At 63.4% G+C, this 25,928-nt stretch carries 23 protein-coding genes, 1 pseudogene and 1 riboswitch; of the genes and pseudogenes, 8 read left to right on the forward strand and 16 right to left on the reverse strand.

Annotation, left to right across the window (positions count from 1 at the left end; all coding sequences use genetic code 11):
* Positions 1 to 122 precede the first annotated feature (122 nt).
* The 3 genes from LB543_RS20220 to LB543_RS20230 form a co-directional block, all read right to left on the reverse strand.
* Positions 123 to 893 carry an amino acid ABC transporter ATP-binding protein gene (locus tag LB543_RS20220; protein ID WP_224591475.1) on the reverse strand — a complete coding sequence of 257 codons (771 nt, stop codon included), beginning with the start codon at positions 891 to 893 and terminating at the stop codon, positions 123 to 125.
* Positions 890 to 1,570 (reverse strand): amino acid ABC transporter permease, encoded by a 681-nt coding sequence (locus tag LB543_RS20225; protein ID WP_224615372.1) that lies wholly within the window; start codon positions 1,568 to 1,570, stop codon positions 890 to 892. The genes LB543_RS20220 and LB543_RS20225 overlap by 4 nt, the downstream gene beginning before the upstream one ends.
* A gap of 136 nt (positions 1,571 to 1,706) precedes the next feature.
* The gene (locus LB543_RS20230) at positions 1,707 to 2,480 is read right to left on the reverse strand and encodes an amino acid ABC transporter substrate-binding protein (RefSeq protein ID WP_140754697.1); all 774 of its coding nucleotides are present in this window, start codon (positions 2,478 to 2,480) and stop codon (positions 1,707 to 1,709) included.
* Positions 2,481 to 2,798: 318 nt separating this feature from the next.
* Between LB543_RS20230 and LB543_RS20235 the strand changes: the two genes are divergently transcribed.
* Positions 2,799 to 3,662, forward strand: coding sequence for an RNA polymerase factor sigma-32 (locus LB543_RS20235; protein WP_140754699.1), 864 nt, complete (start codon positions 2,799 to 2,801; stop codon positions 3,660 to 3,662).
* Between the two features lie 16 nt (positions 3,663 to 3,678).
* Here LB543_RS20235 and LB543_RS20240 read toward each other — a convergent pair whose 3' ends face one another.
* From LB543_RS20240 to thiB, 4 genes are all read right to left on the reverse strand, one after another.
* Complete coding sequence (locus LB543_RS20240; RefSeq protein WP_140754701.1) at positions 3,679 to 5,148, reverse strand: M48 family metalloprotease; 1,470 nt, start codon at positions 5,146 to 5,148, stop codon at positions 3,679 to 3,681.
* 237 nt (positions 5,149 to 5,385) lie between these two features.
* Positions 5,386 to 6,162, reverse strand: a complete 777-nt coding sequence (gene thiQ, locus LB543_RS20245) for a thiamine ABC transporter ATP-binding protein (RefSeq protein WP_224615325.1) — start codon at positions 6,160 to 6,162, stop codon at positions 5,386 to 5,388.
* Positions 6,155 to 7,774, reverse strand: a complete 1,620-nt coding sequence (gene thiP / locus LB543_RS20250) for a thiamine/thiamine pyrophosphate ABC transporter permease (protein ID WP_224615326.1) — start codon at positions 7,772 to 7,774, stop codon at positions 6,155 to 6,157. The genes thiQ and thiP overlap by 8 nt, the downstream gene beginning before the upstream one ends.
* Positions 7,775 to 7,897: 123 nt before the next feature.
* Positions 7,898 to 8,896, reverse strand: a complete 999-nt coding sequence (gene thiB, locus LB543_RS20255) for a thiamine ABC transporter substrate binding subunit (RefSeq protein WP_140754707.1) — start codon at positions 8,894 to 8,896, stop codon at positions 7,898 to 7,900.
* A gap of 43 nt (positions 8,897 to 8,939) precedes the next feature.
* Positions 8,940 to 9,054, reverse strand: a riboswitch (TPP riboswitch).
* Positions 9,055 to 9,141: 87 nt separating this feature from the next.
* On the opposite strand from thiB, the gene LB543_RS20260 reads away from it, so the two are divergent.
* The 4 genes from LB543_RS20260 to LB543_RS20275 all read left to right on the forward strand — a co-directional run bounded on the left by LB543_RS20260 (position 9,142) and on the right by LB543_RS20275 (position 12,232).
* Positions 9,142 to 9,786 carry a thiamine diphosphokinase gene (locus tag LB543_RS20260; RefSeq protein ID WP_224615327.1) on the forward strand — a complete coding sequence of 215 codons (645 nt, stop codon included), beginning with the start codon at positions 9,142 to 9,144 and terminating at the stop codon, positions 9,784 to 9,786.
* 1 nt (position 9,787) lies between these two features.
* Positions 9,788 to 11,608 carry an ABC-F family ATP-binding cassette domain-containing protein gene (locus LB543_RS20265; RefSeq protein ID WP_224615328.1) on the forward strand — a complete coding sequence of 607 codons (1,821 nt, stop codon included), beginning with the start codon at positions 9,788 to 9,790 and terminating at the stop codon, positions 11,606 to 11,608.
* 82 nt (positions 11,609 to 11,690) lie between these two features.
* Positions 11,691 to 11,933 (forward strand): type II toxin-antitoxin system CcdA family antitoxin, encoded by a 243-nt coding sequence (locus LB543_RS20270; RefSeq protein WP_140754713.1) that lies wholly within the window; start codon positions 11,691 to 11,693, stop codon positions 11,931 to 11,933.
* Positions 11,933 to 12,232 carry a CcdB family protein gene (locus LB543_RS20275; RefSeq protein ID WP_140754715.1) on the forward strand — a complete coding sequence of 100 codons (300 nt, stop codon included), beginning with the start codon at positions 11,933 to 11,935 and terminating at the stop codon, positions 12,230 to 12,232. The genes LB543_RS20270 and LB543_RS20275 overlap by 1 nt, the downstream gene beginning before the upstream one ends.
* Positions 12,233 to 12,255: 23 nt before the next feature.
* Here LB543_RS20275 and LB543_RS20280 read toward each other — a convergent pair whose 3' ends face one another.
* The gene (locus LB543_RS20280; RefSeq protein ID WP_224615329.1) at positions 12,256 to 14,061 is read right to left on the reverse strand and encodes a hypothetical protein; all 1,806 of its coding nucleotides are present in this window, start codon (positions 14,059 to 14,061) and stop codon (positions 12,256 to 12,258) included.
* 75 nt (positions 14,062 to 14,136) lie between these two features.
* Complete coding sequence (locus LB543_RS20285) at positions 14,137 to 15,435, reverse strand: adenylosuccinate synthase (RefSeq protein WP_140754719.1); 1,299 nt, start codon at positions 15,433 to 15,435, stop codon at positions 14,137 to 14,139.
* Positions 15,436 to 15,647: 212 nt separating this feature from the next.
* On the opposite strand from LB543_RS20285, the gene LB543_RS20290 reads away from it, so the two are divergent.
* Positions 15,648 to 16,565 (forward strand): DMT family transporter, encoded by a 918-nt coding sequence (locus LB543_RS20290; protein WP_140754721.1) that lies wholly within the window; start codon positions 15,648 to 15,650, stop codon positions 16,563 to 16,565.
* 35 nt (positions 16,566 to 16,600) lie between these two features.
* Here the strand turns inward: LB543_RS20290 and LB543_RS20295 are convergent, their stop codons facing one another.
* The 7 genes and pseudogenes from LB543_RS20295 to glmM form a co-directional block, all read right to left on the reverse strand.
* Entirely contained in the window at positions 16,601 to 16,918 is a 318-nt protein-coding gene (locus LB543_RS20295; protein WP_224615330.1) for a hypothetical protein, read from the reverse strand.
* Between the two features lie 46 nt (positions 16,919 to 16,964).
* A pseudogene (locus tag LB543_RS34165) lies at positions 16,965 to 17,057 on the reverse strand (IS1 family transposase); the annotation flags it as partial.
* Positions 17,058 to 17,151: 94 nt separating this feature from the next.
* On the reverse strand, positions 17,152 to 18,753 hold the full coding sequence (serA, locus tag LB543_RS20300; RefSeq protein ID WP_224615331.1) for a phosphoglycerate dehydrogenase: 1,602 nt from the start codon (positions 18,751 to 18,753) through the stop codon (positions 17,152 to 17,154).
* Positions 18,754 to 18,816: 63 nt separating this feature from the next.
* Entirely contained in the window at positions 18,817 to 19,992 is a 1,176-nt protein-coding gene (locus LB543_RS20305; RefSeq protein ID WP_224615332.1) for a phosphoserine transaminase, read from the reverse strand.
* A gap of 202 nt (positions 19,993 to 20,194) precedes the next feature.
* Positions 20,195 to 20,977: an outer membrane protein gene (locus LB543_RS20310; RefSeq protein WP_224615333.1), complete on the reverse strand. Its 783-nt coding sequence runs from the start codon at positions 20,975 to 20,977 to the stop codon at positions 20,195 to 20,197.
* A 207-nt stretch (positions 20,978 to 21,184) separates the two neighbouring features.
* Positions 21,185 to 22,036: an outer membrane protein gene (locus LB543_RS20315; RefSeq protein WP_224615334.1), complete on the reverse strand. Its 852-nt coding sequence runs from the start codon at positions 22,034 to 22,036 to the stop codon at positions 21,185 to 21,187.
* Positions 22,037 to 22,287: 251 nt separating this feature from the next.
* The gene (glmM, locus tag LB543_RS20320) at positions 22,288 to 23,640 is read right to left on the reverse strand and encodes a phosphoglucosamine mutase (RefSeq protein WP_224615335.1); all 1,353 of its coding nucleotides are present in this window, start codon (positions 23,638 to 23,640) and stop codon (positions 22,288 to 22,290) included.
* A 369-nt stretch (positions 23,641 to 24,009) separates the two neighbouring features.
* Between glmM and LB543_RS20325 the strand changes: the two genes are divergently transcribed.
* Positions 24,010 to 24,873, forward strand: coding sequence for a hypothetical protein (locus LB543_RS20325; protein ID WP_224591525.1), 864 nt, complete (start codon positions 24,010 to 24,012; stop codon positions 24,871 to 24,873).
* A gap of 308 nt (positions 24,874 to 25,181) precedes the next feature.
* Entirely contained in the window at positions 25,182 to 25,640 is a 459-nt protein-coding gene (locus LB543_RS20330) for a hypothetical protein (RefSeq protein WP_224615336.1), read from the forward strand.
* Positions 25,641 to 25,928 lie beyond the last annotated feature (288 nt).

Here is a 25,928-nt window from a genome sequence, read left to right on the forward strand (position 1 = left end):
CGAGCGCTTCTCAAGCTCGCTGAATCTGGACATGCAAAACCCCCGAAGGTTGCGTCCAACTTTCGGGGGTCAGTTCACTCGCGCCGGGTTTTTTGTCTTTGGGATTGCTGCGGATACCGCGCTTATGCGCCACCGCCCTTCTCCGCCGCCTCCTGCTTCAGCGTGGCGATGAACCGCTTGGTCCGTTCGCGCTCCGGATTGCCGAACAGCGTGGCGGACGGTCCCTGCTCGACCACGACGCCGGCGTCGAGGAACACCGCTTCCTGGGCGATCTTGGAGGCGAGGCGCAAATCATGCGTCGCAATCACCATGGTCGTGCCTTCGCTGGCGAGTTGGCCAAGCACGTCGACAACTTCCTGCGCCAGTTCGGGGTCGAGCGCCGAGGTCGGCTCGTCGCACAGCAGCACTTTCGGCGACGGGGCGAGAGCCCGCGCGATCGCCACGCGCTGCTGCTGGCCACCTGACAGCGTCGCCGGCCAGGCGTCGGCCTTGTGCGCCATGCCGACCTTCTCCAGCAGCGCGGCCGCCCGCTCATGTGCCTGCTGGGGCGACCATTTGAGCACCGTAACCAAGCCTTCCATGACATTCTCGATGGCGGAGCGATGCGGAAACAGCTGAAAATTCTGGAACACCATGCCGGTCTGCAGGCGCAGGCGCCTTATGTCCGCCGCCGGCACCTTGCCACCCGGGCGGAACTCGAGCGTCTCGTCGCCGATCCGCACCGTGCCCGAGGTCGGGATCTCCAAGAGGTTGATGCAGCGCAGCAGCGTGCTTTTTCCCCCGCCCGAAGGACCGACCAGCGCGGTGACGCTGCCCTCGGCGATGGCGACCGTCACCCCCTTCAGCACAAGATTGTCGCCAAAGCGTTTTTCGATGTTGGCGAGGCCGATCATGAGCGTGCCTCCAGGAAGCCGCCATAGCGGTTGAGCCGCTCCTCCAGCCGCGTCTGCAAGGCCGACAGCACCGAACTCATCGCCAGATAGAGGATCGCCGCCTCGACATAGAGGATGAGTGGCTCATAGGTGGTGGCGACAATACGCTGCGCCGCCTGGAACATCTCCGGCACGGTGATGGCGGCGGCCAGCGACGTGTCCTTGACCAGCGAGATGAAGGTGTTGGAGAGCGGCGGCACCGCCACCCGGCCGGCTTGCGGCAGGATGGTGCGCCGCATCGCCTGGCTCCAGGTCATGCCGATCGAATAGGCGGCCTCCCACTGGCCTTTCGGCACCGAGCCGATCGCCGCGCGGATGATTTCCGACGTGTAGGCGCCGATGTTGAGCGTGAAGCCGATCAGCGCCGCGGTAAAGGCATCGAGCAGGATGCCGACCGACGGCAGGCCATAGAAGATCAGGAACAGCTGCACTAGGAGAGGCGTGCCGCGGAAGATCCAGACATAGAAGCGCACGAGCGCCACAAGCGGCTTCGGCCCGAACAGCCGGCCGAGCGCCGCGCCCAGCCCCACCGTCAGGCCGAGCACGAAGGAAAGCAGCGTCAGCGGCACGGTGAAGATCAACGCTGCCCACAGCAGCGAGGGCAGCGACTCCAGCATCAGTTGCAGCCAGTACGGCACGAAATATCCTCCGGAATGGACGGGCAGCGTCATCGAAGCGCGAATGCGTCAGCCATATCACGACAAAAGCGGCGAGCCGTCAAAGACGGCTCGCCGCTGGATGGGCTGCAGGGCGGCTACCCGCCCCGCTTTATGATTACTTCGAGACGTCCTGGCCGAAATAGGTGTCGGCGATCTTCTGGTAGGTGCCGTCGGCCTTGATGTCGGCAAGGGCCTTGTTGATGGCCGCGACCAGCTCCGGATCGCCCTTGCGCACGATGACGCCGGAGTAATCGGCATTCTCTTCCTGGGCGGCGATCTTCACATTGGCGTCGGGCTTGTGCTTCTTGAAGTCGAGGAACGACAGGCTGTCATTGATGGTGGCGTCGGCGCGGCCGGTCAAAAGCAGCTGGATCGACTGGTCGAAGCCATCCGTGCCGACCAGTTCGGCGCCATTCGATTCGGCCAGCTTGCCGAAATTGGAGGTCAGCGACTGCGCCGCCTTCTTGCCCTTGAGATCTGCGAAGGTCTTGATGTCGGTGTTGTCGCCGCGCACGATCAGCACCGCCTTGGAGGCGATGTAGGGATCGGAGAAAGCGTACTTGGCCTTGCGGGCATCGGTGATGCCGACTTCGTTGATGACGGCATCATATCGCTTGACGTCGAGGCCGGCGATCAGGCCGTCCCACTTGCCCTCGAGGAACTCCGCCTTGACGCCGAGCTTTTCGGCGATCGCCTTGGCGATTTCGACGTCGAAGCCGACGAGCGCTCCGGATGCATCATGATAGGTGAAGGGAGCGTAAGTGCCTTCCGTGCCGACCTTGATGACGCCAGCCTGCTTGATCTGGTCGAGATTGGCGCCGGCATGGCCCGATGTGACCGCCAGGGCCTGCAGCGTTCCGGCGATAATGAGCGACTTGAGCCATTTCATTTTTCTGTGATCCCGTCCTTGGCCTGATGTCAGGCATGTTGTGAGGGCTGGAAAATGACAGATGCGGATCGAAAAAATAAGGAACGAAATTTCAAAAAGGCTCAGTTCTGAAAATCAAATACTCCAAAAGAAATTTCTTTGCAGCATCGGAAGTCCGGGCAGCCGTGCCGAAATTGCCCGGACGTCATCGCTCGCTTGCCTGCTCCAGCGGAACCTTTCCCGCGCATGGCAGTTTTGGCTGTTCTAGGGCACGACGCCGTCATTTCAAGCCGGTTCTTGCCAGTTTGTCATTCGCACGCCTGAGCCAAGGAGCGCCTTATGATGGAAGACACGGCAGGTCGGGTCATGGTCCGCGCGGCAATGAGGGCGCCTTACCTTGAGCGCGACGAGGAGCATCGGCTTGCACTGCTCTGGAAACAGGACAACGATCAGAATGCGTTGCACAGCATCACCGTTGCCCATATGCGGCTGGTCATTTCCATGGCCTCGAAATTCCGTCACTACGGCCTGCCTCTCGGCGACCTGATCCAGGAAGGCCATGTCGGTCTGCTCGAGGCCGCGGCTCGCTTCGAGCCCGAGCGCGAGGTGCGGTTTTCGACCTATGCGACGTGGTGGATTCGCGCTTCGATGCAGGACTACATCCTGCGCAACTGGTCGATCGTGCGCGGCGGCACTAGTTCGGCGCAAAAGGCCCTGTTTTTCAATCTGAGGCGGTTGCGCGCCCGTCTCGCGAACGGCGCCGAACCACTCTCCAACACAACCCTCTACCGCGAGGTGTCGGTTGCGCTCGGCGTTTCCGAAGCTGATGTGGCGTTGATGGATTCGCGCCTGTCGGCGCCCGATTCCTCGCTCAACGTGCCGCTTGCCGACGATGCGGGTGCGACCGAGCGGATGGACTTCCTGGTCTCGGACGATCCCTTGCCCGACGAGATTGTCGGCGACAAGATCGATATCGCGCGCCGCGCGCTCTGGCTGAAGGAGGCGCTTCAAGCGCTCAACGCCCGCGAACTCCGCATCATCGAGGAACGCCGGCTTACCGACGAGGGCGCCACGCTCGAGGCACTCGGCGAGACGCTCGGCATTTCCAAGGAACGCGTCCGCCAGATCGAAGCCCGCGCCCTGGAAAAGCTCAAGGTCGCGCTGGTGAAGCAGAACCCGGAATTCATGGCGACTGCCGCCTGATCTCGCGCAACGGCGCTTACTTGTCGGTGACGATCTTGACCTTGTCGCCGGCCGAAACCGCGGCCCCCGGCGACAGCGCGTTGAGCACGCGGAACAGGTCGAGCTTGCGGTCGACGCCCACCATCTGCGCGGCAAGCGAACCCATGGTCTGTCCTGGCTGCACCGTAAGCACACGGATATGCAGTGGCTTCAGGGCCGCTTTTTCGGCGGGACTGAGGATGTGGAAAGAGCCACTGACCGAGCGCGCCACCGTTTCCAGCGACGCGCTGGCCGAGGGGGCCGCGGTCAGCAGTCGGTAGACCTGGCCGCCGGCACGGATCACCGCGATGTCGAACTGCCAGCCTTCGGCGCCGGCATGCGCGGTCGCGGCCTCATTGCCGTTGATGGTTTCCTGCTTGACGGTGCTGTCGTCGAGGCCGGCCACCCAGCCGCTTCTGATATAGTCGGTCAAGGCGCGGTTCTTGTCGATCGAAACGCCGTCGAAGCGGATCGCTATGTCGCCCGGACCCGTTGCCGTCACCGCTGCCGCCGAATTGTCGATGATGAAACCGTCCGGCACCGTGAACGACACGCCGAGACCCGGATGCAGGAAGGTTTCGCCGCGCACATAGCCCTCTTCCGGCGTGTCGCCATAAAGCAGGCCGTCTATGCCGGCGAGGAAGGAATCGCGATCGCGCGTGCCGAAACCGGGCGCGCCGAATTGGCGGGCGTGGCGCTGTGCCAGATCGATGCGTTGCGGCGTGCTGGGATGCGTGGCCAGGAAGTCGAGGCTGGCGTCCGTGGCACCGCTGATCGAACGGAAATCGGTGTAGGCCGACATCGACTGCAGGAAGCGGCCGGCGGCATAGGGATCGTAGCCGGCTTCGCCGATCGACTTGATGCCAATGGCGTCAGCCTCCAGTTCCTGGTTGCGCGAGAACTGCGCCAGCCTGAGCTTGCCGCGGATCAGTGCTGCCTTGGCGGTCGGGCTGTCGCCGAGCACATCGGAAACGACCTTGGTCGCAAGGCCTTCCTCGGCCTCCAGCTGCTGGCGTTGCAGGCCGTGATTGGCGGTGACGTGTCCCATTTCATGCGCGATGACGGCGGCGAGCTCGGACGAATCATTGGCCAGCGCCAACAGGCCGCGCGTGATGTAGAGATAGCCGCCCGGCAGTGCGAAAGCGTTGACGTTGGGCGAATTGAGGATGGTGATGCGATAGGTCTGGGTCGGGTTAGCCGACACCACGGTCAGATTGCCGACCACCTTGGCGACCATGCGCTCGAGCTTGGGATCGGAATACTCGCCACCATAGGTCGCCAGGATACGCGGATGCTGCGCCTTGGCGAGTTCGGCAAGCTTGTTGTTGGCGGCGACATTGTCCACCGTGATCGGCTTGTCGGATGGCTGGAAGCCGGATTCCTGGACTTCCGGAGGCGTAAACATCTGGCAGCTTGCCAGCGCCACGGCAAAGCCGGCGAGCGCGAGAAAGCGCGCCAGCGGATTCATTCGTAGCCTGTCAGCGCCGATCGCCAGAATGGCTTCCTTTCAGGTCCTTGCGCATGGCCAACGGACCGTGTCATGCGCAAAACAAACTGCTACAGCGTCGGTCGCGCGCTCGGGGCGGGCAGCAGATGCTGTAGGCAAATCACGGCCTGTGCCGGACCGGTATCGAGCGGACCTAGCCACACTACTCCAGTCATGGCAAGCAAGCGCCACATCGCCTCGGGCCGGTTTGAGCGTAAATTATGTCCGCTTCCGGGCAATATCTCGTGATAAGGCATCCCCGGCAGCCGCACCGATGTAGCGCCGGAACGCCTCCGGACCAGCCCCTGCAAAGAAATCGTCGGAGGTGCCTGTGGCGGCGACGGCGCCATTGTCCAGAAACACCACCTTCTGGCCGATCCGGCGGGCATCCTGCGGCTGGTGCGTGACGAACAGCACCGTCATGCCACGCTCGGCATGGAGGCTGGCAACCAGGTCGAGCATGTCGTCGCGCAACGCGGGTCCGAGCGAGGCGAAGGGTTCGTCGAGCAACAGCACCGGGCGGTCACGCACCAGCACGCGAGCCAGGGCGACGCGCTGGCGCTCACCGCCCGAAAGTTCACGCGGCAGCCGCTTCTCCTTGCCGGCAAGGCCGGTGCGCCCAAGCGCCTCCGCGATATCGGCGTGGTCGGCATCGGTCAGTCGCAACGATGGCGAACGGCCGAGCCCGACATTCTGCTCGACGGAAAGATGCGCGAAAAGATTGTTCTCCTGGAACACCATCGACACCGGCCGCACGGCCGGCGGCTCGCCGCCGACATCGGCCCCGCCGATCAGCAGGCGCCCGGATCTCGGCGTCTCGAACCCGGCCACCAGATTGAGCAGCGTCGACTTTCCCGAACCGCTCGGCCCCATGATGGCGGTGATTTGCGCAGCCGTGAACTCGACATCGAAGGCGAACAATGCCTCGCCATAACTGAACGAGACCTTGTCCAGCCGCACCGTAACCCCCTTGCCGTCAGCAGCCCTGTCAAACATCGCGGGCCATCCCCTTTCCCAGCCGGTCCGCTGCCAGCACCAGTGCCAGGCAGACAAGGCCGAGTAGCAGTGCCAGGCCGGCGGCGTCCTGCGTGCGGTAGCTGCCCATGCGAGCCAGGAGAAGGTAGGGCAAGGTCTGAACGGAATCACTGCCGAACAGGGCGATGACGCCGAGATCGCCAAGCGACAGCGCCATGGCGAACGCAAAGGCGGTGGCGAGCGGCCGCCGCAGCGACGGCCAGTCGACCAGCCGCAGTCTTGCCCAGCCGGAAATGCCGAGCTGCGCGCAGAGCCGTTCGTGACGCTCGCTTGCCGCGTCATAGGCGGGACGGATGGCGCGCAACGCGAAAGGCATCGCCATGACGGCGTTGACGGTGACGACCATGAGCGGGGCGATGGCAAAGACATCGCCGACATGGCGCAACAGAAGGAACCAGCCGGCGCCGATGACGATCGGCGGCACGACCAGCACAAAGCCGGCGCCGGTATCGGTGGCATGTTCGAGCAGTGTCCTTGGGCCGGAGCGGCGGTTCAGCGCCAGCGCCCGGCGCGCCATGGTCAGGGCCAGCGAAAGCATCACCGAAAGCAGCGCCGACAGGAAAGCGAGCACGGCACTGGTCAGTGTCGCCTGCCGGACAGTGGCCTCGCCGGCCAGCCGGCCGAGATCGGCGCCCAATCCGGCCGCCACGGTCGCCGCCATCGGCCCGGCAACGAAGAGCGAAGCCAACACGATGAGGATAGCGTTCAGCGAGGCCTCGGTCCTGTTGACCGAGAGATAGCGGCGCGGCGCGACCGGCAGGTTGGTGTCGCCGACGACATTGGCGCCGAGCCGGGTCAGCGCCAGCACCACGATGAAGGTCAAGCCGATCTGCAGCAATGTCAGCGCGACAGCCCGCGCGGGATCGAAATCGAAGCGCAATGCCTGATAGATGCCGACCTCCAGCGTCGTCGCGGCCGGCCCGCCGCCAAGCGTCAGCACGATGGTGAAGGATGTGATGCAGAGCATGAAGACAAGTCCGGCGACGCCGGGCAAGGCGGCGCGCAGCGTCGGCCATTCGATCAGCCGGAATGCCGGCCGCGCTCCCATGCCGAGTTGGCTCGCCAGCCGCCACTGGTCCGAGGGAATGGTTTGCAGCGCCTCGAGGAGCAGGCGAGTGGCCAGCGGCAGGTTGAAGAAGACATGGGCAACGAGAATGCCGGACAGGCCATAGATGCCCGGCCAGTCCCGGCCGCCAACCCAGTTGAACAGGCCGGCGAAATAGCCGGCGCGGCCATACAGCGCCAGGACGCCGAGCGCCGCGACGATCGCCGGCAGCGCCAGCGGCACGGCGAAGAGCCGCAGGATGAAGGCGCGGCCTGGGAAACGTGGATGCCGCGACAGCGCCCGCGCCACGAACAGGGCAGGCCCGACCGAGAGCAGTGTCGACAGGGCCGCCTGCCAGAGCGTGAAGCGCACGACACGGAAGAGGTAAGGATCGAAGGCGGCCCAGGCGCCGGAAAAATCGTGGGCGCCTTCGATGATAAGGCCGGCAAAAGCGCCGCCGATCAGCAGTGTGGTTGCCGCGAGCGCGGTGATGCCGGCGGTGATGCGGGGATCAGATGCGCGTTGCACTGAGAACCAACGATCGACTTGGGAAACATTGTGTTCCTTGGCGCCCCCCTCGTGGGGGAGATGTCCGGCAGGACAGAGGGGGGCGCCGTAGAGCGGTCATCTCACGAGATTAGCCCACAAAACCTACTTGCTCATCACCGCCAGCCATTCGTCCACCCAGGCCTTGCGGTTGGCGGCGACCTCCTCGGGGCTGAACAGCAAGGTCTTGGTCGGCTTGACCAGTTTGTCGAAGGCGGGGTTGAGCGGCTTGTCGGTCTTGCCGGCCGGGAACATCCAATTGGTCTCCGGGATGGCGTCCTGGAATTTCGGCCCGGTCATGAAAGCCATGAACTTGGCCGCCAGCGGGTTCTTGGCCCCCGTGGTGGTGATGCCGGCAACCTCGATCTGCAGGTACTCGCCCTCTTCGAAGGATGCCGCCTGGTAGCGCTCGGTGTTTTCGGCGACCATGTGGTAGGCCGGCGAGGTGGTGTAGGACAGCACCATCGGCGCCTCGCCCTTGGTAAACAGGCCGTAGGCCTCGCTCCAGCCCGGCGTCACGGTCAGCACCTTGGCCTTGAGCTTGGCCCAGGCTTCCGGTGCCTTGTCGCCATAGACCGACTTCACCCACAACAGCAGGCCGAGGCCCGGCGTCGAAGTGCGCGGGTCCTCGATGACGATCTTGTCATTGGCACTGCCCTCGACCAGGTCCTTCAGGCTTTTCGGCGGCGTCTTGAGCTTCTCGGTATCATAGACGACGGCGAAATAGCCGTAGTCGAAGGGGACGAAAGTATCGTCGCTCCAGCCGCCCGGCACATTGACATCGCTCACCGTGCCATGAGGCGCGAACAGGCCCGACGCCTTGGCATCGGCGGTGAGATTGGTGTCGAGGCCAAGCACGATGTCGGCCTTGGTCGCTGCGCCTTCGAGCTTGACACGGTTGAGCAGCGCCACGCCGTCGGCGACCGAGACGAATTCGACATCGCAGCCACATTCGGCCTCGAATTCCTTCTTTACCACCGGGCCTGGACCCCAGTCGGCGGTGAAGCTCTCATAGGTATAAACGGTAAGCTTGTCCTTGGCCAAAGCCGGCCCTGACAGGGTCACTACCACGGCTGCGACGAGAGAATTTAAAAGCGTGCGCATCGGCGCCTCCTTCGTTTGCGTTGAAAGGAATTGAGGCGTCGGATTGTCCGAAACGTCTAATCCCTCCGCCGGTACAAACCGGATCAGGTTCAGCGGGTTGGCGAGACTACCTCTCAGCCGGCCCGCGAAAGTCGCGTCCGGCACCCCGTTAGAGCGTTTCGACACATAGGCCCGGCCGATGGGACGCGCAAGTGGGAGTTTGCCGCCTTCCGTTTCCCGTGCCGGGCTGGTAAGGGCGACAGGATATGAGCACATTCACCATCCTGCTTGGCGGCGATCTCATCCGCACGCCCCGGCTCGACCGCCAGGTCGAAGGCTCGCGCGTCATCGCCGCGGACGCCGGCATCGGCCATGCACCGATGCTGGGCCTTGTCCCGGAACTGTGGGTGGGTGATTTCGATTCCGTGCCGGCCGATCTGCCGGAAGTTCTCGCCGCCGTGCCCCGGCAAACCTTCCCGGCGGAAAAGGACAAGACCGACGGCGAACTGGCGATCGCGGCAGCGCTCGAGCGCGGGGCGACTCGTCTTGTGCTGGCGGGCGCCTTCGGCGGCAAGCGCGCCGACCACGCCTTCCTGCACTTGGCGCTTGGTCTGCGGCTGGCCGAAGCCGGAACGGATGTGCTTCTGACCAGCGGCGCCCAGGAAGCTGTCCCCTTGCTGCTCGGCAGGGCCGGCTTCGATTATGCCGACGGCACGCTGTTTTCGATACTCGGCTTTTCCGAACTCTCCGGCCTGACCGTAACCGGCGCCAAATGGCCGCTCGACAAGGTCGAGGTGGCTTTCGGTTCGTCGCTGACCATTTCCAACGAGGTCAAGGGCCGCCTCGACATCGCGCTGGGCCATGGCCGCGCACTGCTGCTCGCCCATCCCTATCCATTGCCCGAAAGCTGACATGGCCCCGCCTCTTCTCAATCTCGACGGGATAAGACTGACTTTTGGCGGCACGCCACTGCTCGACGGCGCCGCCTTGACCGCGTCGGCCGGCGACAAGATCGCGCTGGTCGGCCGCAACGGGTCCGGCAAGTCGACGCTGCTCAAGATCGCCGCCGGCCTGATCGAACCGCAGGATGGCGAGGTGTTCCGCCAGCCCTCGGCGACTGTGCGCTATCTGCCGCAGATGCCCGACATGGACGGCTTCGCCAATGTGCGGGCCTATGTCGAGGCCGGACTCGGGCCGGCCGACGATCCCTATCGCGCCAGCTATCTGATGGAGCATCTCGGCCTGTCGGGCGAGGAGCGGCCGGGCGACCTGTCCGGCGGCGAGGCCAGGCGCGCCGCGCTTGCCCGTGTCATGGCGCCCGAGCCCGACATCCTGCTTCTTGATGAGCCGACTAACCATCTCGATCTGTCGGTAATCGAATGGCTGGAAGAAGAGCTCGTCCGGACTTCCTCGGCGCTCATCGTGATCTCGCACGACCGCCGCTTCCTCGAACGCGTGTCGCGCGCCACTGTCTGGCTCGACCGTGGCCAGACCCGCAGGCTGGACAAGGGCTTTGGCCATTTCGAGGAATGGCGCGACCTGGTTCTGGAAGAGGAAGAGCGCGAACAGCACAAGCTCGGCCGCCAGATCGTGCGCGAGGAGCATTGGTTGCGCTATGGCGTGACGGCGCGGCGCAAGCGGAACATGCGACGCCTCGGCGAGCTGCAGACCATGCGCCAGCGCTTTCGCGGCCATCGCGGTGCCGAGGGCTCCGCGACCTTGGTGGCAAGCGACGCCGCCGAATCCGGCAAGCTGGTGATCGAAGCCAAGAACATCGAGAAGGGCTTTGGCGACCTCACCGTCGTCAAGGGATTCTCGACCCGTATCCAGCGCGGCGACCGCGTCGGCCTTGTCGGGCCGAACGGCGCCGGCAAGACGACGCTTCTGAAGATGCTGACCGGCGAGTTGGCGCCGGACGCCGGATCGGTACGGCTCGGCACCAATCTGGAAATCGCCACGCTCGACCAGAAGCGCGAGGCAGTCGATCCGCAGGAGACATTGGCACAGTATCTGACTGACGGGCGCGGCGAAAACCTCGTCATCAATGGCGAGCAGCGCCATGTCGTCTCCTACATGAAGGATTTTCTGTTCAAGCCGGAACAGGCACGCACGCCGGTGCGCGAATTGTCCGGCGGCGAGCGGGCGCGGCTGATCCTGGCGCGCGTGCTGGCGCGGCCGGCGAACCTGCTGGTGCTCGATGAGCCGACCAACGATCTCGATATGGAGACGCTGGAATTGCTGCAGGAACTGGTTGCCGGTTTTGCCGGCACCGTCATCCTGGTCAGCCACGACCGCGATTTCCTTGATCGTACGGTGACCAGCATCATTGCGCCGCATGGCGGCGGCCACTGGGTCGAATATGCCGGCGGCTATTCAGATATGCTGGCGCAGCGCGGCGGCACCAGGCTCGACGACCGCAAGGCGCGCGCCAAGGCAGAAGCCGGCGATGCGCCGGCACCAGGCAAGAGCGAGCCGGCAACGCCAAAAGGGCCGGCTAAGAAACTGTCGTTCAAGCAGAAGTTCGCGTTGGACTCTTTGCCCAAGAAGATCGAGGCGGTGACCGCGTCGATCTCGCGGCTGGAGAACAACATCGCCGATCCCGCCTATTACGAGCGCGATCCGGCATCGTTCCAGAAGACCATTGCCGCCCTCGACAAGGAGCGCGCGACGCTGGCGGCACTCGAGGAAGAATGGCTGGAGCTTGAGATGCTGCGGGAAGAGATGGAAGGGTAGGTCCGCCACAGTCGAGGCAGCTTGATTTGATTGCCTCCATATCGGAATGCGCATATATTATGCGCATGTTGCGGAGGCCACCATGCGTAAGATTGCCTTGAATGCGGTCCGTCAGCCAGCAAATCTGTCGATCGACTCGAACCTCATGAGGGAAGCCAAGGGGCTTGATGTGAACGTCTCGCGCGCTGCGGAGGCCGGCATCGCGGAAGCGGTGGCGGCCGAGAAAACGAGGCTGTGGAAGCTTGAGAACCGCCCCACGATAGATGCGTGGAACGACTACATCGACAAAAACGGCATCCCGTTGGAAGAGTACCGGCAGTTCTGATGCCGCGCTATGATGTCTTCGCCGGTCGCGTCGAAGGCAACTATTTGCTCGACGTCCAATCCGACCTGCTCGACAATTTCAAGACGCGGGTAGTCATCCCGCTACTGCCGGTCGCAACGGTGCCGCCGCCGATGCGAAAGCTTCATCCGATCTTCGACATCAACGGCCGGAAGCTGGTTATGGCGACACACCTGATTGCTACCGTCCCGGCAAGCGAATTGGGTGAAAGTCGGCTGAACCTGACAAAGCATCACGACGATATCGTCGCCGCACTCGACATGCTGTTCCAGGGTTTCTGAACGAAGGCGACCGTTGCGCCTTCTCAGCCGGCCGTCTTGGCCTGCCAGGCCTTGATCGCCTCGTCGAACACCTTCTCGCCAGGAAGGCCCTTTTCCATGGTCAGCAATGCCCGCCGCCCGGTCTTGTAGACCACCGGCACGTCGATCCAGTCCTGGCCGCGCAAGAGAGTCATGTTGGCGTCTTCGTCGGCCTTGGTGTCGTTGAGCGCGACGAGGAAGAAGCCGTCGGCGATCTTGGCCGGGATGCCGATCAGTGGGCTGCCCGCATCCTGTTCCGAACTCTTCATGGCGACGCGCAATATGTTGTCGACGCCGCCGCCCTCGAAGCCGTCGGGCGTCAGGAAGATCATCTCGATGATGTGGCTGGCCGGCAGGGTCTTGTCGGTGTTGCGGCGGATGGTCATGCGCAACTGGATGTCCTTGCCGGGAATGGTCGCCTCGGCACGGATCGCCGGCTCTGGCGGCAGGTCGCCGCCGGGCGATTCCTGCACCAGCGACCAGACGATGCTGCCGGGCTCGGCCGAACCCTGGGCAGTGCTGGTGCGCTCCTCATAGAAGATCGCCTTCTGGCCGACCGGAACCGAGGTTTGCGCCGCGGCCGGTGCCGCCGGCGCGGCGCTTGCCGGTGCCGCCGGCGCGGCGCTTGCCGGTGCCGCCGGCGCGGCGCTTGCCGGTGCCGTCGCGGGCGGCGTTGCGCCTGCCGGCGCGGGCGGCGGTGTGGCGGCGGCCGCACTGGCCGGGGCCGGGGCCGCGGTCCCGTTGGCGGGTGGTGTCGCGGACGGTGTGCCCGCCGCGGGCGTGGTCGCGGCTGGCGCAGGCGTACCGGCAGCCGGCGTATTGGCAGCCGGAGCGGGAACCGCCGGCGCTGCCGTGGCCGGCGCATTCGTTGCCGTTGGCGGCGTCGTCAGCGCGGCGACGGACTCGCCCTCGCCTATGCCGCTCTGCCCGCCTGCCGGGCCGGGGTCGGTTTCGCCGCCTTCAGGCGTCAGCCGCTGCGTGAATTTCGGGCCTTCGGCGCCGGTCGCGGGCGCCGGTGGCGTGGCCGCGGCATCGGTCGCCGGCTTGGCCGGCGTCGTTTTCACCGGTTCGGTCTTGGCAACAACCTTGCTGCCGCCCAGGCCCAGCATCTTGCCGAAGGCATCCTTGTTCAGCCAGATGCCGTAACCGCCGCCGGCAATAACCAGCAATGCGACGACGGCGGCGATCAACCCGCCATAGCTGCGCTTGCGTTCGGCCGGGCGCAAACGCTCGAAAGTGTCGGCGCCTGCCGGCGCTTCGTCATCGGCAAAGACATCGTCCCGGTCATCGTCCCGATCCGCGTCCATCCCCGGCAAGGTCTTTTCCGAAAACTCCGGAGCGGGCTGCACCGGCGTCGGCCTTTGCCACCCTGGCTCGGCCTTGGCGGTTGGAGCAGGCCGGTAGGGCTCGGGATTCGCCACGGGCTGCGCCGGTTTGTACGGCTCCGGGCTGGCTGCGGCAGGGGCGGGCCGATACGGAGAAGGAGCGGGAACCGATTCCGCCTTGGCCGGCTGCTTGACGTGGCTCGGCTGGTTCTTGTTTCGGTCGATGGAGGAAAAGATGTGTTCCAGTTCCGCGAGCGGATCCGTTTCCGGCACACTCTTGGCATAGTCCCGCTCGACGCCGGCAATGGCGTCGTCCAGCGAGCGTTTCTGCTTGTCTATGGCCTCGGGAGCCAGCGGCGGCGAATAGTCCGCAAGCTTCTTCGCCAGCATGGCGCGAACGCTGTTATAGATGCGCGTACGCTTCTCGGGCGTCTCGTCGCCATGCTTCTCGAATGCGTTTTTCAGAACAGCAACGAAATCTGCCATGCTTCAGTCGACCTGTATTTTGCCTCCGCGCCGGCCCCCGCAAATCAGCCGCGATGCCCGGAAAGGCTTCAGAAACTAGTCTTGAAACGGATCGGTCACAAGTATCGTGTCGTCCCGTTCCGGGCTGGTGGAGAGGAGTGCGACCGGCGCGCCGATCAGCTCCTCGATGTATCGGACATATTTGACGGCCTGGGCCGGGAGATCGTTCCAGCTGCGTGCGCCGGCGGTGGTGCCTTTCCAGCCATCCAGCGTCTCATAGATGGGTTCGACGCGGGCCTGCGCGCCCTGGCTTGCCGGCAAATAGTCGATCGTCTCGCCGTCGAGCCTGTAACCGGTACAGACCTTGATCTCGTCCAGCCCGTCGAGCACGTCGAGCTTGGTCAGCGCGATGCCCTTGATGCCGTTGACGGCGACCGCCTGGCGCACCAGCACCGCGTCGAACCAGCCGCAGCGGCGCTTGCGCCCGGTGACGACACCAAATTCATGGCCGCGTGTGCCGAGGAACTCGCCGATCTCGTTCTTCTGCTCGGTCGGGAACGGACCTTCGCCGACACGCGTGGTGTAGGCCTTTGTGATGCCGAGAACATAGCCGATGGCGCCCGGGCCAACGCCGGAGCCGGCTGCGGCCTGGCCGGCGACCGTGTTGGACGAGGTGACGAACGGATAGGTGCCGTGGTCGATGTCGAGTAGCGTGCCTTGCGCGCCCTCGAACAGGATGCGCTCGCCGGCACGGCGCTTGTCGTCGAGCACCTTCCAGACGCGGTCCATATAGGGCAGGATGTTGTTCGCGACCGAGGTCAATTCCTGCATGATCGCGTCATGCGTGACTTCGGCATGGCCGAGCCCGCGACGCAGCGCATTGTGGTGCGTCAGCAGCCTGTCGACCTTCAGGGGCAAAGTTTCCAAATCCGCCAGATCCATCACCCGAACGGCGCGCCGGCCCACCTTGTCCTCGTAGGCGGGGCCGATACCGCGTCGGGTCGTCCCAATCTTCGTTCCGGAATTCGAAGCGGCATCCTCGCGGAATCCGTCCAGCTCCCGGTGTACCGACAGGATAAGCGCCGTGTTTTCGGCTATTTTCAGGCGATCCGGCGTTACTTCCACGCCTTGGCCTTTCAGTTTCTCCACTTCGGCGACGAAAGCATGCGGATCGAAGACCACGCCATTGCCGATGATGGACAGCTTGCCTTCCCGCACGACACCCGAAGGCAACAGCGACAGCTTGTAGACCTTACCGTCGACGACCAGCGTGTGGCCGGCATTGTGGCCGCCCTGGAAACGCACCACCACATCGGCGCGCTCCGACAGCCAGTCGACGATCTTGCCCTTGCCTTCGTCGCCCCACTGCGAGCCGACGACCACCACATTGGCCATGTTTCTTTTCCCTTGAGACGCCGCCGCGCGGCTTGGATATGGTTCGAAACGACAGGCCTCTATAGCGTCAAGACCTCGCGAGTGCGACCTTTCTTTGCCGCCAAAAATGCCCTGAGGCACAACAATTTCCGGCTTTGACATCATTTACTTGGGCTGACGGGGGCAATAGGCCGGCAAACACCGCGGCCCATTCCCGCGGCCGGAAGCCCGCGATGCATCGAAGCGCCTACATATTCCTGCTGCTCACCACCTTGCTGTGGGGCGGCAATTCGGTGGCCGGCAAGCTGGCGGTCGACCACGTCTCGCCGATGACGCTGGTCTTCCTGCGCTGGATGCTGGCCGTGGCGATCCTGCTGCCGATCGGCTGGCGCACGATCCAGGAGGATTGGCCTGTCGTGCGCAGGCACTGGTTCGTGCTGGCGGCGCTGGGCGCCAGCGGCTTCACTCTGTTCAACACCATCTTCTACACCGCGCTCAACTACACCACGGCGATCAACGTCTCGATCGAACAGGCGGCGATGCCGATCCTGATCATGACAGCCAATTTCGTTTTCTTCCGCCTGCGCGTGAACTGGGCGCAGATCGCCGGCGTGGCGCTGACCATCTTCGGCGTCATCCTGACGGCCAGCCATGGCGATCCGCGCCGGCTGCTGACGCTGGAGCTCAATTTCGGCGACGCCATCATGCTGGTCGCGGTCGTTCTCTACAGCGGCTATTCGGTCGGGCTGCGGCTGAAGCCGGCGATACGCTGGCAGAGCCTGATGCTGGCCATGTCGTTCGCAGCACTTATCACCTCGCTGCCCTTCTTCCTGTGGGAGGCCGCCGCCGGCAAGGTGATCGTGCCCGATGCGCGCGGCTGGGCCGTCATCGTCTATACGGCGATCGGCGCTTCGGTCATCTCGCAGATAACCTATATCAGGGGCAACGAGCTGATCGGCGCCAACCGCGCCGGCCTGTTCATCAATCTGGTGCCGATCTTCGGTACGCTGCTTTCGGTGCTGATTGTCGGTGAGACGTTCCAGCTCTATCAGGCGCTGGCGCTGGTTCTCGTCCTGGGCGGCATCGGGCTCGCCGAACACAGCGGGCGCAAGATGGCTTCCGGCCAGAGCAATTCCAGGAAGCGCGCGTAGCGCTTTCCGGCAGTGGGTCAGTTTGAAATTGGCGATCAGGACGGGTGGCCGAAGACCGTCACAATGAGAAAGGCCGCGCCGAACGCGCAGAGATAGCAGATAACACCATACGTCATGACCCGGCGCGCCGTCCGGAAGCGGGGTGAGAAGAACTCAGCGTACAGTCTTGCATTACGCCGCCCGAGACGTTCGCTCCAAGGGAGGTTTTTCTCATCTATTGGGCCGAACAAATTGGTCCGCACAATTATGCTCAGAAGTGAGATAAACACGGCTGCGAAACTTGGCACCAGCACCACGAAACAGGCTGTAATTGGAAGAATCAAGTGGGGATTGTCAGCCCATTCGTATTTCAATTCTCTCTCCGTTTTTTTACGGACCGCGAACCAGAGGTTTCTCCGCCTCTTTAGCCTCAATCAGCGCGACAATATCGCCGATTTCCCAAAGCTTGTCTGCAACGCCAGCAGCCATAGCCGGCGTGACGCGCAGCGTCTTCGGGCGGCTCCAGCGGTCATGGAAACGCCCCGCATGCATGCCGGCAAACGGGGCGTCGGGATGGCATTGCTTGTCACCCGTGGAGGTACGGGGACTAAATCCCGCCCACGTCGAACTGGAGGCGCTTTGCCGAGTCGATCGACTTGTGGCCCCGCACCTGCTCCAGCACTTTTTCCGGGAACGGCGCGTCGAGATAGAGCAGCGCGATGGCGTCGCCGCCCGGCCGGTTGCGGCCGAGCTGGAAGTTGGCGATGTTGACGCCGTTCTCGCCGCACACCGTGCCGAGCAGGCCGATGATGCCGGGCGCGTCCGCATTGGTGGTGTAGAGCATGTGCTGGCCGACCTCGGCGTCGAGGTTGATGCCCTTGATCTGGATGAAGCGGGGCTTGCCGTCGGAAAAGCAGGTGCCGGCGATCGAGCGCGTCCTGTGCTCGGTCGTCACGGTGAGCTTGATATAGCCGTCGAACACGCCCGACTTGTCCCGCTTGACCTCGGCGACGATGATGCCGCGCTCCTTCACCATGATCGGGGCCGACACCATGTTGACGTCCGACACCTGTGGCCGGATCAGGCCGGCAAGGGCGGCGCTCACTAAGGCGCGCGTGTTCATCGTCGCGGTCGAGCCGTCGAACAGGATCTCGACCTCCTTGATCGGATCCTCGGTGACCTGGCCGACAAAGGCGCCGAGCACCTCGGCGAGCTTGACGAAGGGTTTTAGCCGCGGCGCCTCCTCGGCGGTGATCGAAGGCATATTGATGGCGTTGGAGACCGCGCCCTTGATCAGATAGTCGCTCATCTGCTCGGCGACATGCAGCGCGACATTCTCCTGCGCCTCGGTGGTCGAGGCACCGAGATGCGGGGTGGCCACGACATTCTCCATGCCGAACAGCGGATTGTTCTCCGCCGGCTCGGCCTCAAACACATCAACGCCGGCGCCCGCCACCTTGCCGCTTTTCAGCGCCGCGACTAGGTCGGCCTCGACGACCAGCCCGCCGCGCGCGCAATTGATGATGCGCACTCCGTCCTTCATCTTGGCGATCGCCGCCGCATCGATGATGTTGCGCGTCTTGTCGGTCAGCGGCGTATGCAACGTGATGAAGTCGGCACGGGCGAAGAGCTCGTCCAGCGCGACCTTCTGGACGCCGAGCTCCTCGGCGCGGCTGTCCGACAGGAACGGGTCGAAGGCAATCACATGCATCTTCAGCCCGACGCCGCGCGTGGCGACGATCGAGCCGATATTGCCGCAGCCGATCACACCCAGCGTCTTGCTGGTGATCTCGACACCCATGAAGCGGTTCTTTTCCCACTTGCCGGCATGGGTCGAGGCATTGGCTTCCGGTATCTGTCGCGCCAGCGCGAAGATCATCGCCACCGCATGCTCGGCCGTGGTGATCGAATTGCCGAAGGGCGTGTTCATCACGATGATACCCTTGCGGCTTGCCGCCGGGATATCGACATTGTCGACGCCGATGCCGGCGCGGCCGATGACCTTGAGATTGGTGGCGGCGTTGATCAGCTTCTCGGTGACCTTGGTCGCCGAGCGGATGGCGAGGCCGTCATACTGGCCGATCACTTCGAGCAGCTTTTCCTTGTCCTTGCCGAGGTCGGGCAGATAGTCGACCTCGACGCCGCGATCCTTGAAGATCTGCACGGCGGTGGGAGAGAGTTTGTCAGAGACGAGAACGCGGGGCGCCATGGCGGCCTCCTTGAAATGGGATTGATCCGGGAACGGGCGGCCCTCGGGCCGCCGCGGAATAGCTCAGGCAGCCGCTTTCAGCGACGCCTTCTGGCTGGCGAAGGCCCAGTCAAGCCAGGGCAGCAGTGCTTCGAGATCGGACGTTTCGACGGTCGCGCCGCACCAGATGCGTAATCCCGGCGGGGCATCGCGATAGGAACCGATGTCGTAGGCGACGCCTTCCTTGTCGAGCACCGAGACAAGCCCCTTGGCGAACGCCGCCTGCCCGTCAGCGTCGAGCGCCGCGATATCCGGGTCGCTGAAGGACAGGCAGACCGACGTGTTCGACCGTGTCGCCGGCGCGACGGCGAGATGGCCGAGCCAGGGGGATCTTTCCGCGAACCGGTCGAGCACGGCGGCATTGGCATCCGCCCTGGCAATCAGCGCATCGAGGCCGCCGATCGACTTCGCCCAGTTCAGCGCGTCGAGATAGTCCTCGACGCAAAGCATCGACGGCGTGTTGATGGTTTCGCCCTTGAAGATGCCTTCGATCAGCTTGCCGCCCGAGGTCAGGCGGAAGATTTTCGGCAGCGGCCATGAAGGCTTGTAGCTCTCCAGCCGCGCGACGGCACGCGGCGACAGGATCAGCATGCCATGCGCGCCCTCGCCGCCCAGCACCTTTTGCCAAGAGAAGGTCACGACATCGAGCTTCTCGAAATCGAGCCTCTGCGCGAAGGCCGCGGAAGTAGCGTCGCAGATGGTCAGGCCCTTGCGATCGGCCGGAATGAAGTCGCCGTTCGGCACGCGCACGCCCGAGGTCGTGCCATTCCAGGTGAAGACCACATCGCGGTCGAAATCGATCCTGGTGAGATCCGGCAGCGCGCCATAGCCGGCCTCGATCTTTCTGATATCAGCGAGTTTCAGCTGCTTGACCACGTCGGTGACCCAACCGGAGCCGAAGCTTTCCCAGGCGACCATGTCGACGCCGCGCTCGCCGAGCAGCGACCACAGCGCCATCTCGACGGCACCCGTGTCGGAGGCCGGCACGATGCCGATGCGGTAGTCGGCCGGGACGTTGAGAATCTCGCGCGTCAACGCGATCGCCTGCTCGAGCTTGGTCTTGCCGATCTTGGCGCGGTGGGAACGGCCGAGCGCGGCGGATTTCAGCGCCTCGACCGACCAGCCGGGACGTTTTGCGCACGGACCTGAGGAAAAATTGGGATTTGCCGGACGGAGTCCGGGCTTCGTATGCGTCGTCATCGTGGTCTATCCTTCCAGATAGTGGCCCCTCGTTGGGGAGGGGTGGCCCACGGACGGCGATATGCGTTCAGGCCCCGGGCGTCAAGAGAAAAGTTTTTGTCGCTGCCGGGATACAGGCGGTCCGCGATCAGGATCGCGTGAACTTCAAACGCAAACGGCGGACCACGAGGATCCGCCGTCAAAATCCTGATTTGTCCCAAGCCTACCAGAGGTCGTAGCGCAACCCGAGCTTGACCTGGTGATTGCTGATCCCTTTTTTGACCGGGAAGGAGGTCAGGCTTTCGGCCGTCACATATTCGGCGTCGGGTGCCGAGAAATACTGATAGCCCAGATCGACGGAAACGTTCTTCGACACCCGGTAAGCCAGACCGGCATTCAGTGTGTAAGCCAGGGAGTACTGGTTCTTGTTGTCCTGCTGGGTGAGATTGTTGGCCGAGTCATTGTAATCGATGTAGGTCGCCGAAAGTTTGCGCGTGCTGCGGACGACACCGATGCCGGCGCCGATGTAGGGCGTGATCCCGACATAGGTGCCAAGATCGACATAGCCGTTGAGCATACCCGAGAAGGCATAGTTCTTCAGCGATGCCGATCCCACGTGCGGCAATGTAGGCGACGTTACGACCGCTGAATCATCATAGCTGACGCTGGCGCTGTTGCCGGGCAGATAGCCGAAATTGAGATCGGCGCGGAGGTAATCGTTGAAATGATATCCGAAGCCGACGCTCGCAAAATATGCGTCTTCGCTCTCACCGAAGCTCTCGTTGTTGATCGTTGACGGGAAGGTAAAATCCCCGTTCTTGAAGCTCTTCTCCACCAGGTAGGAGACGTCGCCGCGCAGATACCATCCTGAGCCGACTTCGACCGGCACATAATCCGGCGCCTGGTCGACATAGACCGGCGGATCGTAGTCGGCGGCGAGTGCCGATGTCAGCGGCAGGAGGCCGAATCCGGCAAGCGCCAGCGCAGTACGCGATATGAGTGTCATGGTCCCCGACTCCCGATTTGGCGACACCTGCGATCACGGCGGCAGCCATCGTTTCAAGGAGCATTGTTAACCATAGTGGTTAAGTGCCGGTTAAGGCTAACAGAGCGTTAGCGAATTGATTTCGAAAGGACTCGCCCCGGATCATCTCAAACGAAAACCGCCCGGCTGAAACCGGGCGGTCGACGAATTCTTGGAACTTCGCGGCGATTACTTGGTGTAGATCGGCTCGGGTTCCGGCTGGTAGGCCACCACCGGTACGGCGCAACCGTTGTTGCCGCCGAACTGGTAACGCAGACCACCCCGCACCTCATGTGTGTTGATGCCACGGTCGAAGCCTGGGCCGGCGCTGCTCGCATCCCATTCGAACATACGGCCGCCCTGGATATGGGAGAAGCGGTAGCCGGCATCGAGGATGATCTTGTCGGTCAGGCAGTAGGAAGCACCGGCCATCAGAGCGTAAGCGAAGCGCCAATTGGATGCTCCGGGGTTGGTCTCGGTGGTGTTCGGATCGTAGACAGTATCCCACTTGACGCGCGCACCGCCGATGCCGGCGCCGACATAGGGCGTGATGCCGTGCCAGGTGCCGATATCGACATAGGCATTGGCGAGCAGCAGCAAGGCGCTCATTTTTGACACTTCGACCGATGTCGTGGGATTGCCAAGCGAGTCCACGCCCGAGGTTCCGCCGTTGAAGTTCGACTTGAACCAGTAGTCGGCGGTCAGGTCGGTGCGGAAGTGGTCGTTGATCTTGTAGCCGACGCCGCCGCCGAGCGAGAAGCCGCCCTTGAGCTTGCCGTAATCGAAGCTTGTGCCGCCAACCAGGATGTTACCGCAGTTGCAGGGATCGAGGCTGTAGGTTGAATAGTCGATGCCGCGCACATCGGACTTGTGATAGTCGATGTCGCCGCGAATATACCAGCCGCCGACATCCACCGGCTGCTCGTAGACCGGCGGTGGCGCTTCTTCGACCTGCGGCTCCGGCAGGTCGGCCGCGAACACCGGCCAGGCCAGGCCCGCGAACAACAGCGCGAACAGGGCCTTTCTTGCTGTATTGAACATGCTTGTCACCCCTAGAAACCCTCGGAACGGCGATCGTGTCCGAATGAGATTGGCTTTCAGGCGTGGATAATGAATTGCAAAAGTTAAAAGGCGTTTAACCCTGTCGATTAACCACGAATCTCTAAAATTCCGGGGATTCGGCGAGGATTTCGACAGAAGGCGACGGTTTCCAGCCAGCAAAAAAGCCCGCCGGAGGGGCGGGCTTCGATGCAAACCAAGGCGGCGGCGCGACGCGTTCCGGCGGGCGGAGATCAGGCGGCGCTGCGGGTTTCCGAGATGACCCCGACGATGTCGTTGACGACGGCCTCGACCAGCTGCGGATCGTCGCCCTCGGCCATCACACGGATCAGCGGCTCGGTGCCGGATGGACGAATGACGAGCCGCCCGGCCTTGCCGAGACGGTGGCGGGCGTCTTCGATCGCGGCCTTGACCGGGGCTTCCTCCAGCGGCTTGCCGCCGGCGATGCGAACGTTCTTCAACAGTTGCGGCACCGGCTCGAACTTCTTCGACAGTTCGCTGACCGGGCGGCCCTGCCGCTTGATGCAGGCCAGCACCTGCAGCGCCGAGACCAGACCGTCGCCGGTGGTCGAAAAGTCGGACAGCACGATGTGGCCCGATTGCTCGCCGCCGACATTGAGCCCATGCGCGCGCATATGCTCCACGACATAGCGGTCGCCGACCTTGGTGCGGTGCAATTGCAGCTTCATGTTGCCGAGAAAGCGTTCGAGGCCGAGATTGGACATGACCGTCGAAACGACGCCGCCGCCGGCCAGCCGCCCGCTCTGGTGCCAGGACTCGGCAATCAGCGCCATGATCTGGTCGCCGTCGACGATGGCCCCGTTCTCGTCGACGATGACGACGCGGTCGGCATCGCCATCGAGCGCGATGCCGATGTCGGCGCGCACTTCATGCACCTTCTTCTGCAGCCCGGCCGGATGGGTCGAACCGCATTCCTTGTTGATGTTGAAGCCGTTGGGTTCGACATTGATGGCCACGACTTCTGCGCCGAGTTCCCACAGCGCCTCGGGCGCCACCTTGTAGGCCGCGCCATTGGCGCAGTCGACGACGATCCTGAGGCCCGAAAGCGACATCGAGCGCGGCAAGGTGCGCTTGGCGAATTCGATATAGCGGTCATGCACGCCGTCGACGCGCTTGGCGCGGCCAAGCCCATCGGAATCGGCGAGCGCCAGTTCGATATCCTTGTCGAGCATGCTCTCGATGCGTTCTTCGATCTCGTCGGAGAGCTTGTAGCCGTCGGGCCCGAACAGCTTGATGCCGTTGTCGTAATAGGGATTGTGCGAGGCCGAGATCATTACGCCGATGTCGGCGCGCAGCGAACGCACCAGCATGGCCACCGCCGGCGTCGGGATCGGGCCGAGCAGGAACACGTCCATGCCGGCGGCGCAAAGGCCGGCCACCATCGCATTCTCGATCATGTAGCCGGAAAGCCTGGTGTCCTTGCCGAGCACGACACGATGGCGGTGGCTGCCGCGCTGGAACGAAAGGCCGGCGGCCATGCCGACCCGCATGGCGATCTCCGCGGTCATCGGAAACTTGTTGGCGCGCCCGCGAATGCCGTCCGTGCCGAAGTAATTCCCTGCCATGCTAGCCAGTATCCCCGATTGTCCTTAGCCGGCACGTCATGCCACAATTGGCCGCCGTGCCATGATCACATTGTGTAATTATATGTTACCAATCCTTAGAAAATCATTGTTGTGCGTCGCACACAACATGGCCGCAGCGATGCATGGCGACACTGTTGCGCCACAATATACCAGTTTTGCGAGCCATTCGGCGCAGATGCACCCCGAGAATTCTTGCCTCGGCGGCCGTAAGGCCAAATGATTTCATCACCTTGTCGTCAGAACGCGATTTCCGACGATATATACGCCGCTTGGCATCTGGCGCAACCGACCGTTGAGCGTTATTGATTCGCTGGGACGTATAATGGGCTGCAGCCACGGAGAAACGCTATGCTCATCCACCGAATTGCTACTCTGACCGGCCTCGCGGTCGCAACGTTGTTCCTGGCCGCGCCAGCCAACGCGTTGACGATGGCCGAGTGCAGCACGAAGTATAACGCCGCCAAGGACGCGGGGACACTTGCCGGAGCGACCTGGAACCAGTTCCGCAAGGCGCAATGCGGTACCGACGCCGCGGCCACCACGGACACCAAGGCGGCCACGACCAAGGCCGCTGAAACCAAGCCGGCCGAAGCCAAGCCGGCCAAGACCACCAAGGCTGCCGCCGCCGCTGCCGACAGCACGGCCAAGGGCCTGACTGCCAAGGAATGCAGCACCAAGTACCAGGCGGCCAAGGCTGCCGGCACGCTGAACGGCATGAAGTGGAACGACTTCCGCAAAACCGAATGCGCCGCTGGCGCATCCGCCGCCACCGACACCACCAAGCCGGCCACCACCAAGGCTGCGACCACGACCGCCCCGGCCGCCGCTTCTGGCAAGGGCCTGAGCATGGCCGAATGCAGCACCAAGTACCAGGCTGCCAAGACGGCGAACACGCTGAAGGGCATGAAGTGGAACGACTTCCGCAAGGCTGAATGCGGCGCCAGCGCGTCCGACGACGACACCGTGCCCGCCCCGAGCGAGGCGAGCTACACCAAGGAGCCGGCAAAGCCGACGACGGTTGCGCCCAAGGGCGTCACCTTCCCGTCCGCGATCTCGGCGAAGTATGCCAGCGAAACTCCCGGAAAGGGCCGCATGCATACCTGCCTCGACCAGTACTATGTCCTCAAGGACGCCAACGCGCTCGGCGGCCTGAAGTGGATCCAGAAGGGCGGCGGCTTCTACAGCCTCTGCAATGCCAAGCTGAAGGGCTGAGCCACGCGTGGCATTCCCCCAGATCGATGGGGCATGAGCCGGTTGAGATCGAATTGAATTAGACGGAAATCTGGCAAGGACAGGCAAAGGCCCGCGATGCATCTGCTTCGCGGGCCTTTTGTTGCGCGCGACGACGCCCGTGGCCTTGCTCGCATCTGCATATCGCGGGAGCTGTCGGCATCATCAATTCGCCCACACTGCCCGCCGCCAGGCTTGTCGGAAGCTCCCAAAGATTCTGATTGAACATACAAGGAACAAACAGTATACAAAAAGGACACATAACTTGTTTATCAACCAGGAGGGATCTCATGCTCAGTTTGAAATCGGCGGTATTGGCTGTGGCGGCATTGGTTGCTTGGAGCGTCGCCCCTGCAAGCGCACTGACGATGAAGGAATGCGGCGAGAATTATCGGACAGCCAAGGAAGGCGGCACTCTGAACGGCATGGACTGGGCCGCTTTCCGCAAAGAGAAATGCGCGACGTCCACCGCGGAGAGTGTCAGCGCGGATACGGTCAAAACCGCGCTGCAGCCGAAAAAGGAAACCAGCGCGGCGGTCGCCCCCACTGTAGCGCCGGCGGGCGTGACATTCCCGACCACCCTCGCCGCCGAGTTCAAGACCGAAAAGCCCGCGAAGGCGCGGATGAAGACCTGCCTGCAGGGTTACCATGACAACAAGGAGGCGGGTACGTTGAACGGCCTTCGCTGGATCCAGAAGGGCGGCGGTTATTACAGCCTGTGCAATGCGCGGCTGAAAGCTGAATCATAAAAATCGAATACGGCGGACAAAGCGGTTCACAGTTTTTCACGCAGACGTTGAGCCGTGATCCTCGGGCTTGTCCCGAGGATCTGCTGTCGGGCGACATCAGGGCGCCGGGTATGAGTTGGAAACCGCCAACTCGGTTGCGTTTGCAGGTCCTCGGGACACGCCCGAGGATGACGCTCCAACGTACGTCCGGCGCGCCCCTGAGGCGATGTCGCCCAAAACTGGTTCAGTTTTGGGGCAACGACAGGGGGAATGGTGTCAAACAAAAGAATAGAGCGCATCTGCGTTCCG

Origin of the sequence: Mesorhizobium sp. ESP7-2 (assembly GCF_020164715.1) — a bacterium.
In the GTDB taxonomy this organism is placed as follows: Bacteria; Pseudomonadota; Alphaproteobacteria; order Rhizobiales; family Rhizobiaceae; genus Mesorhizobium.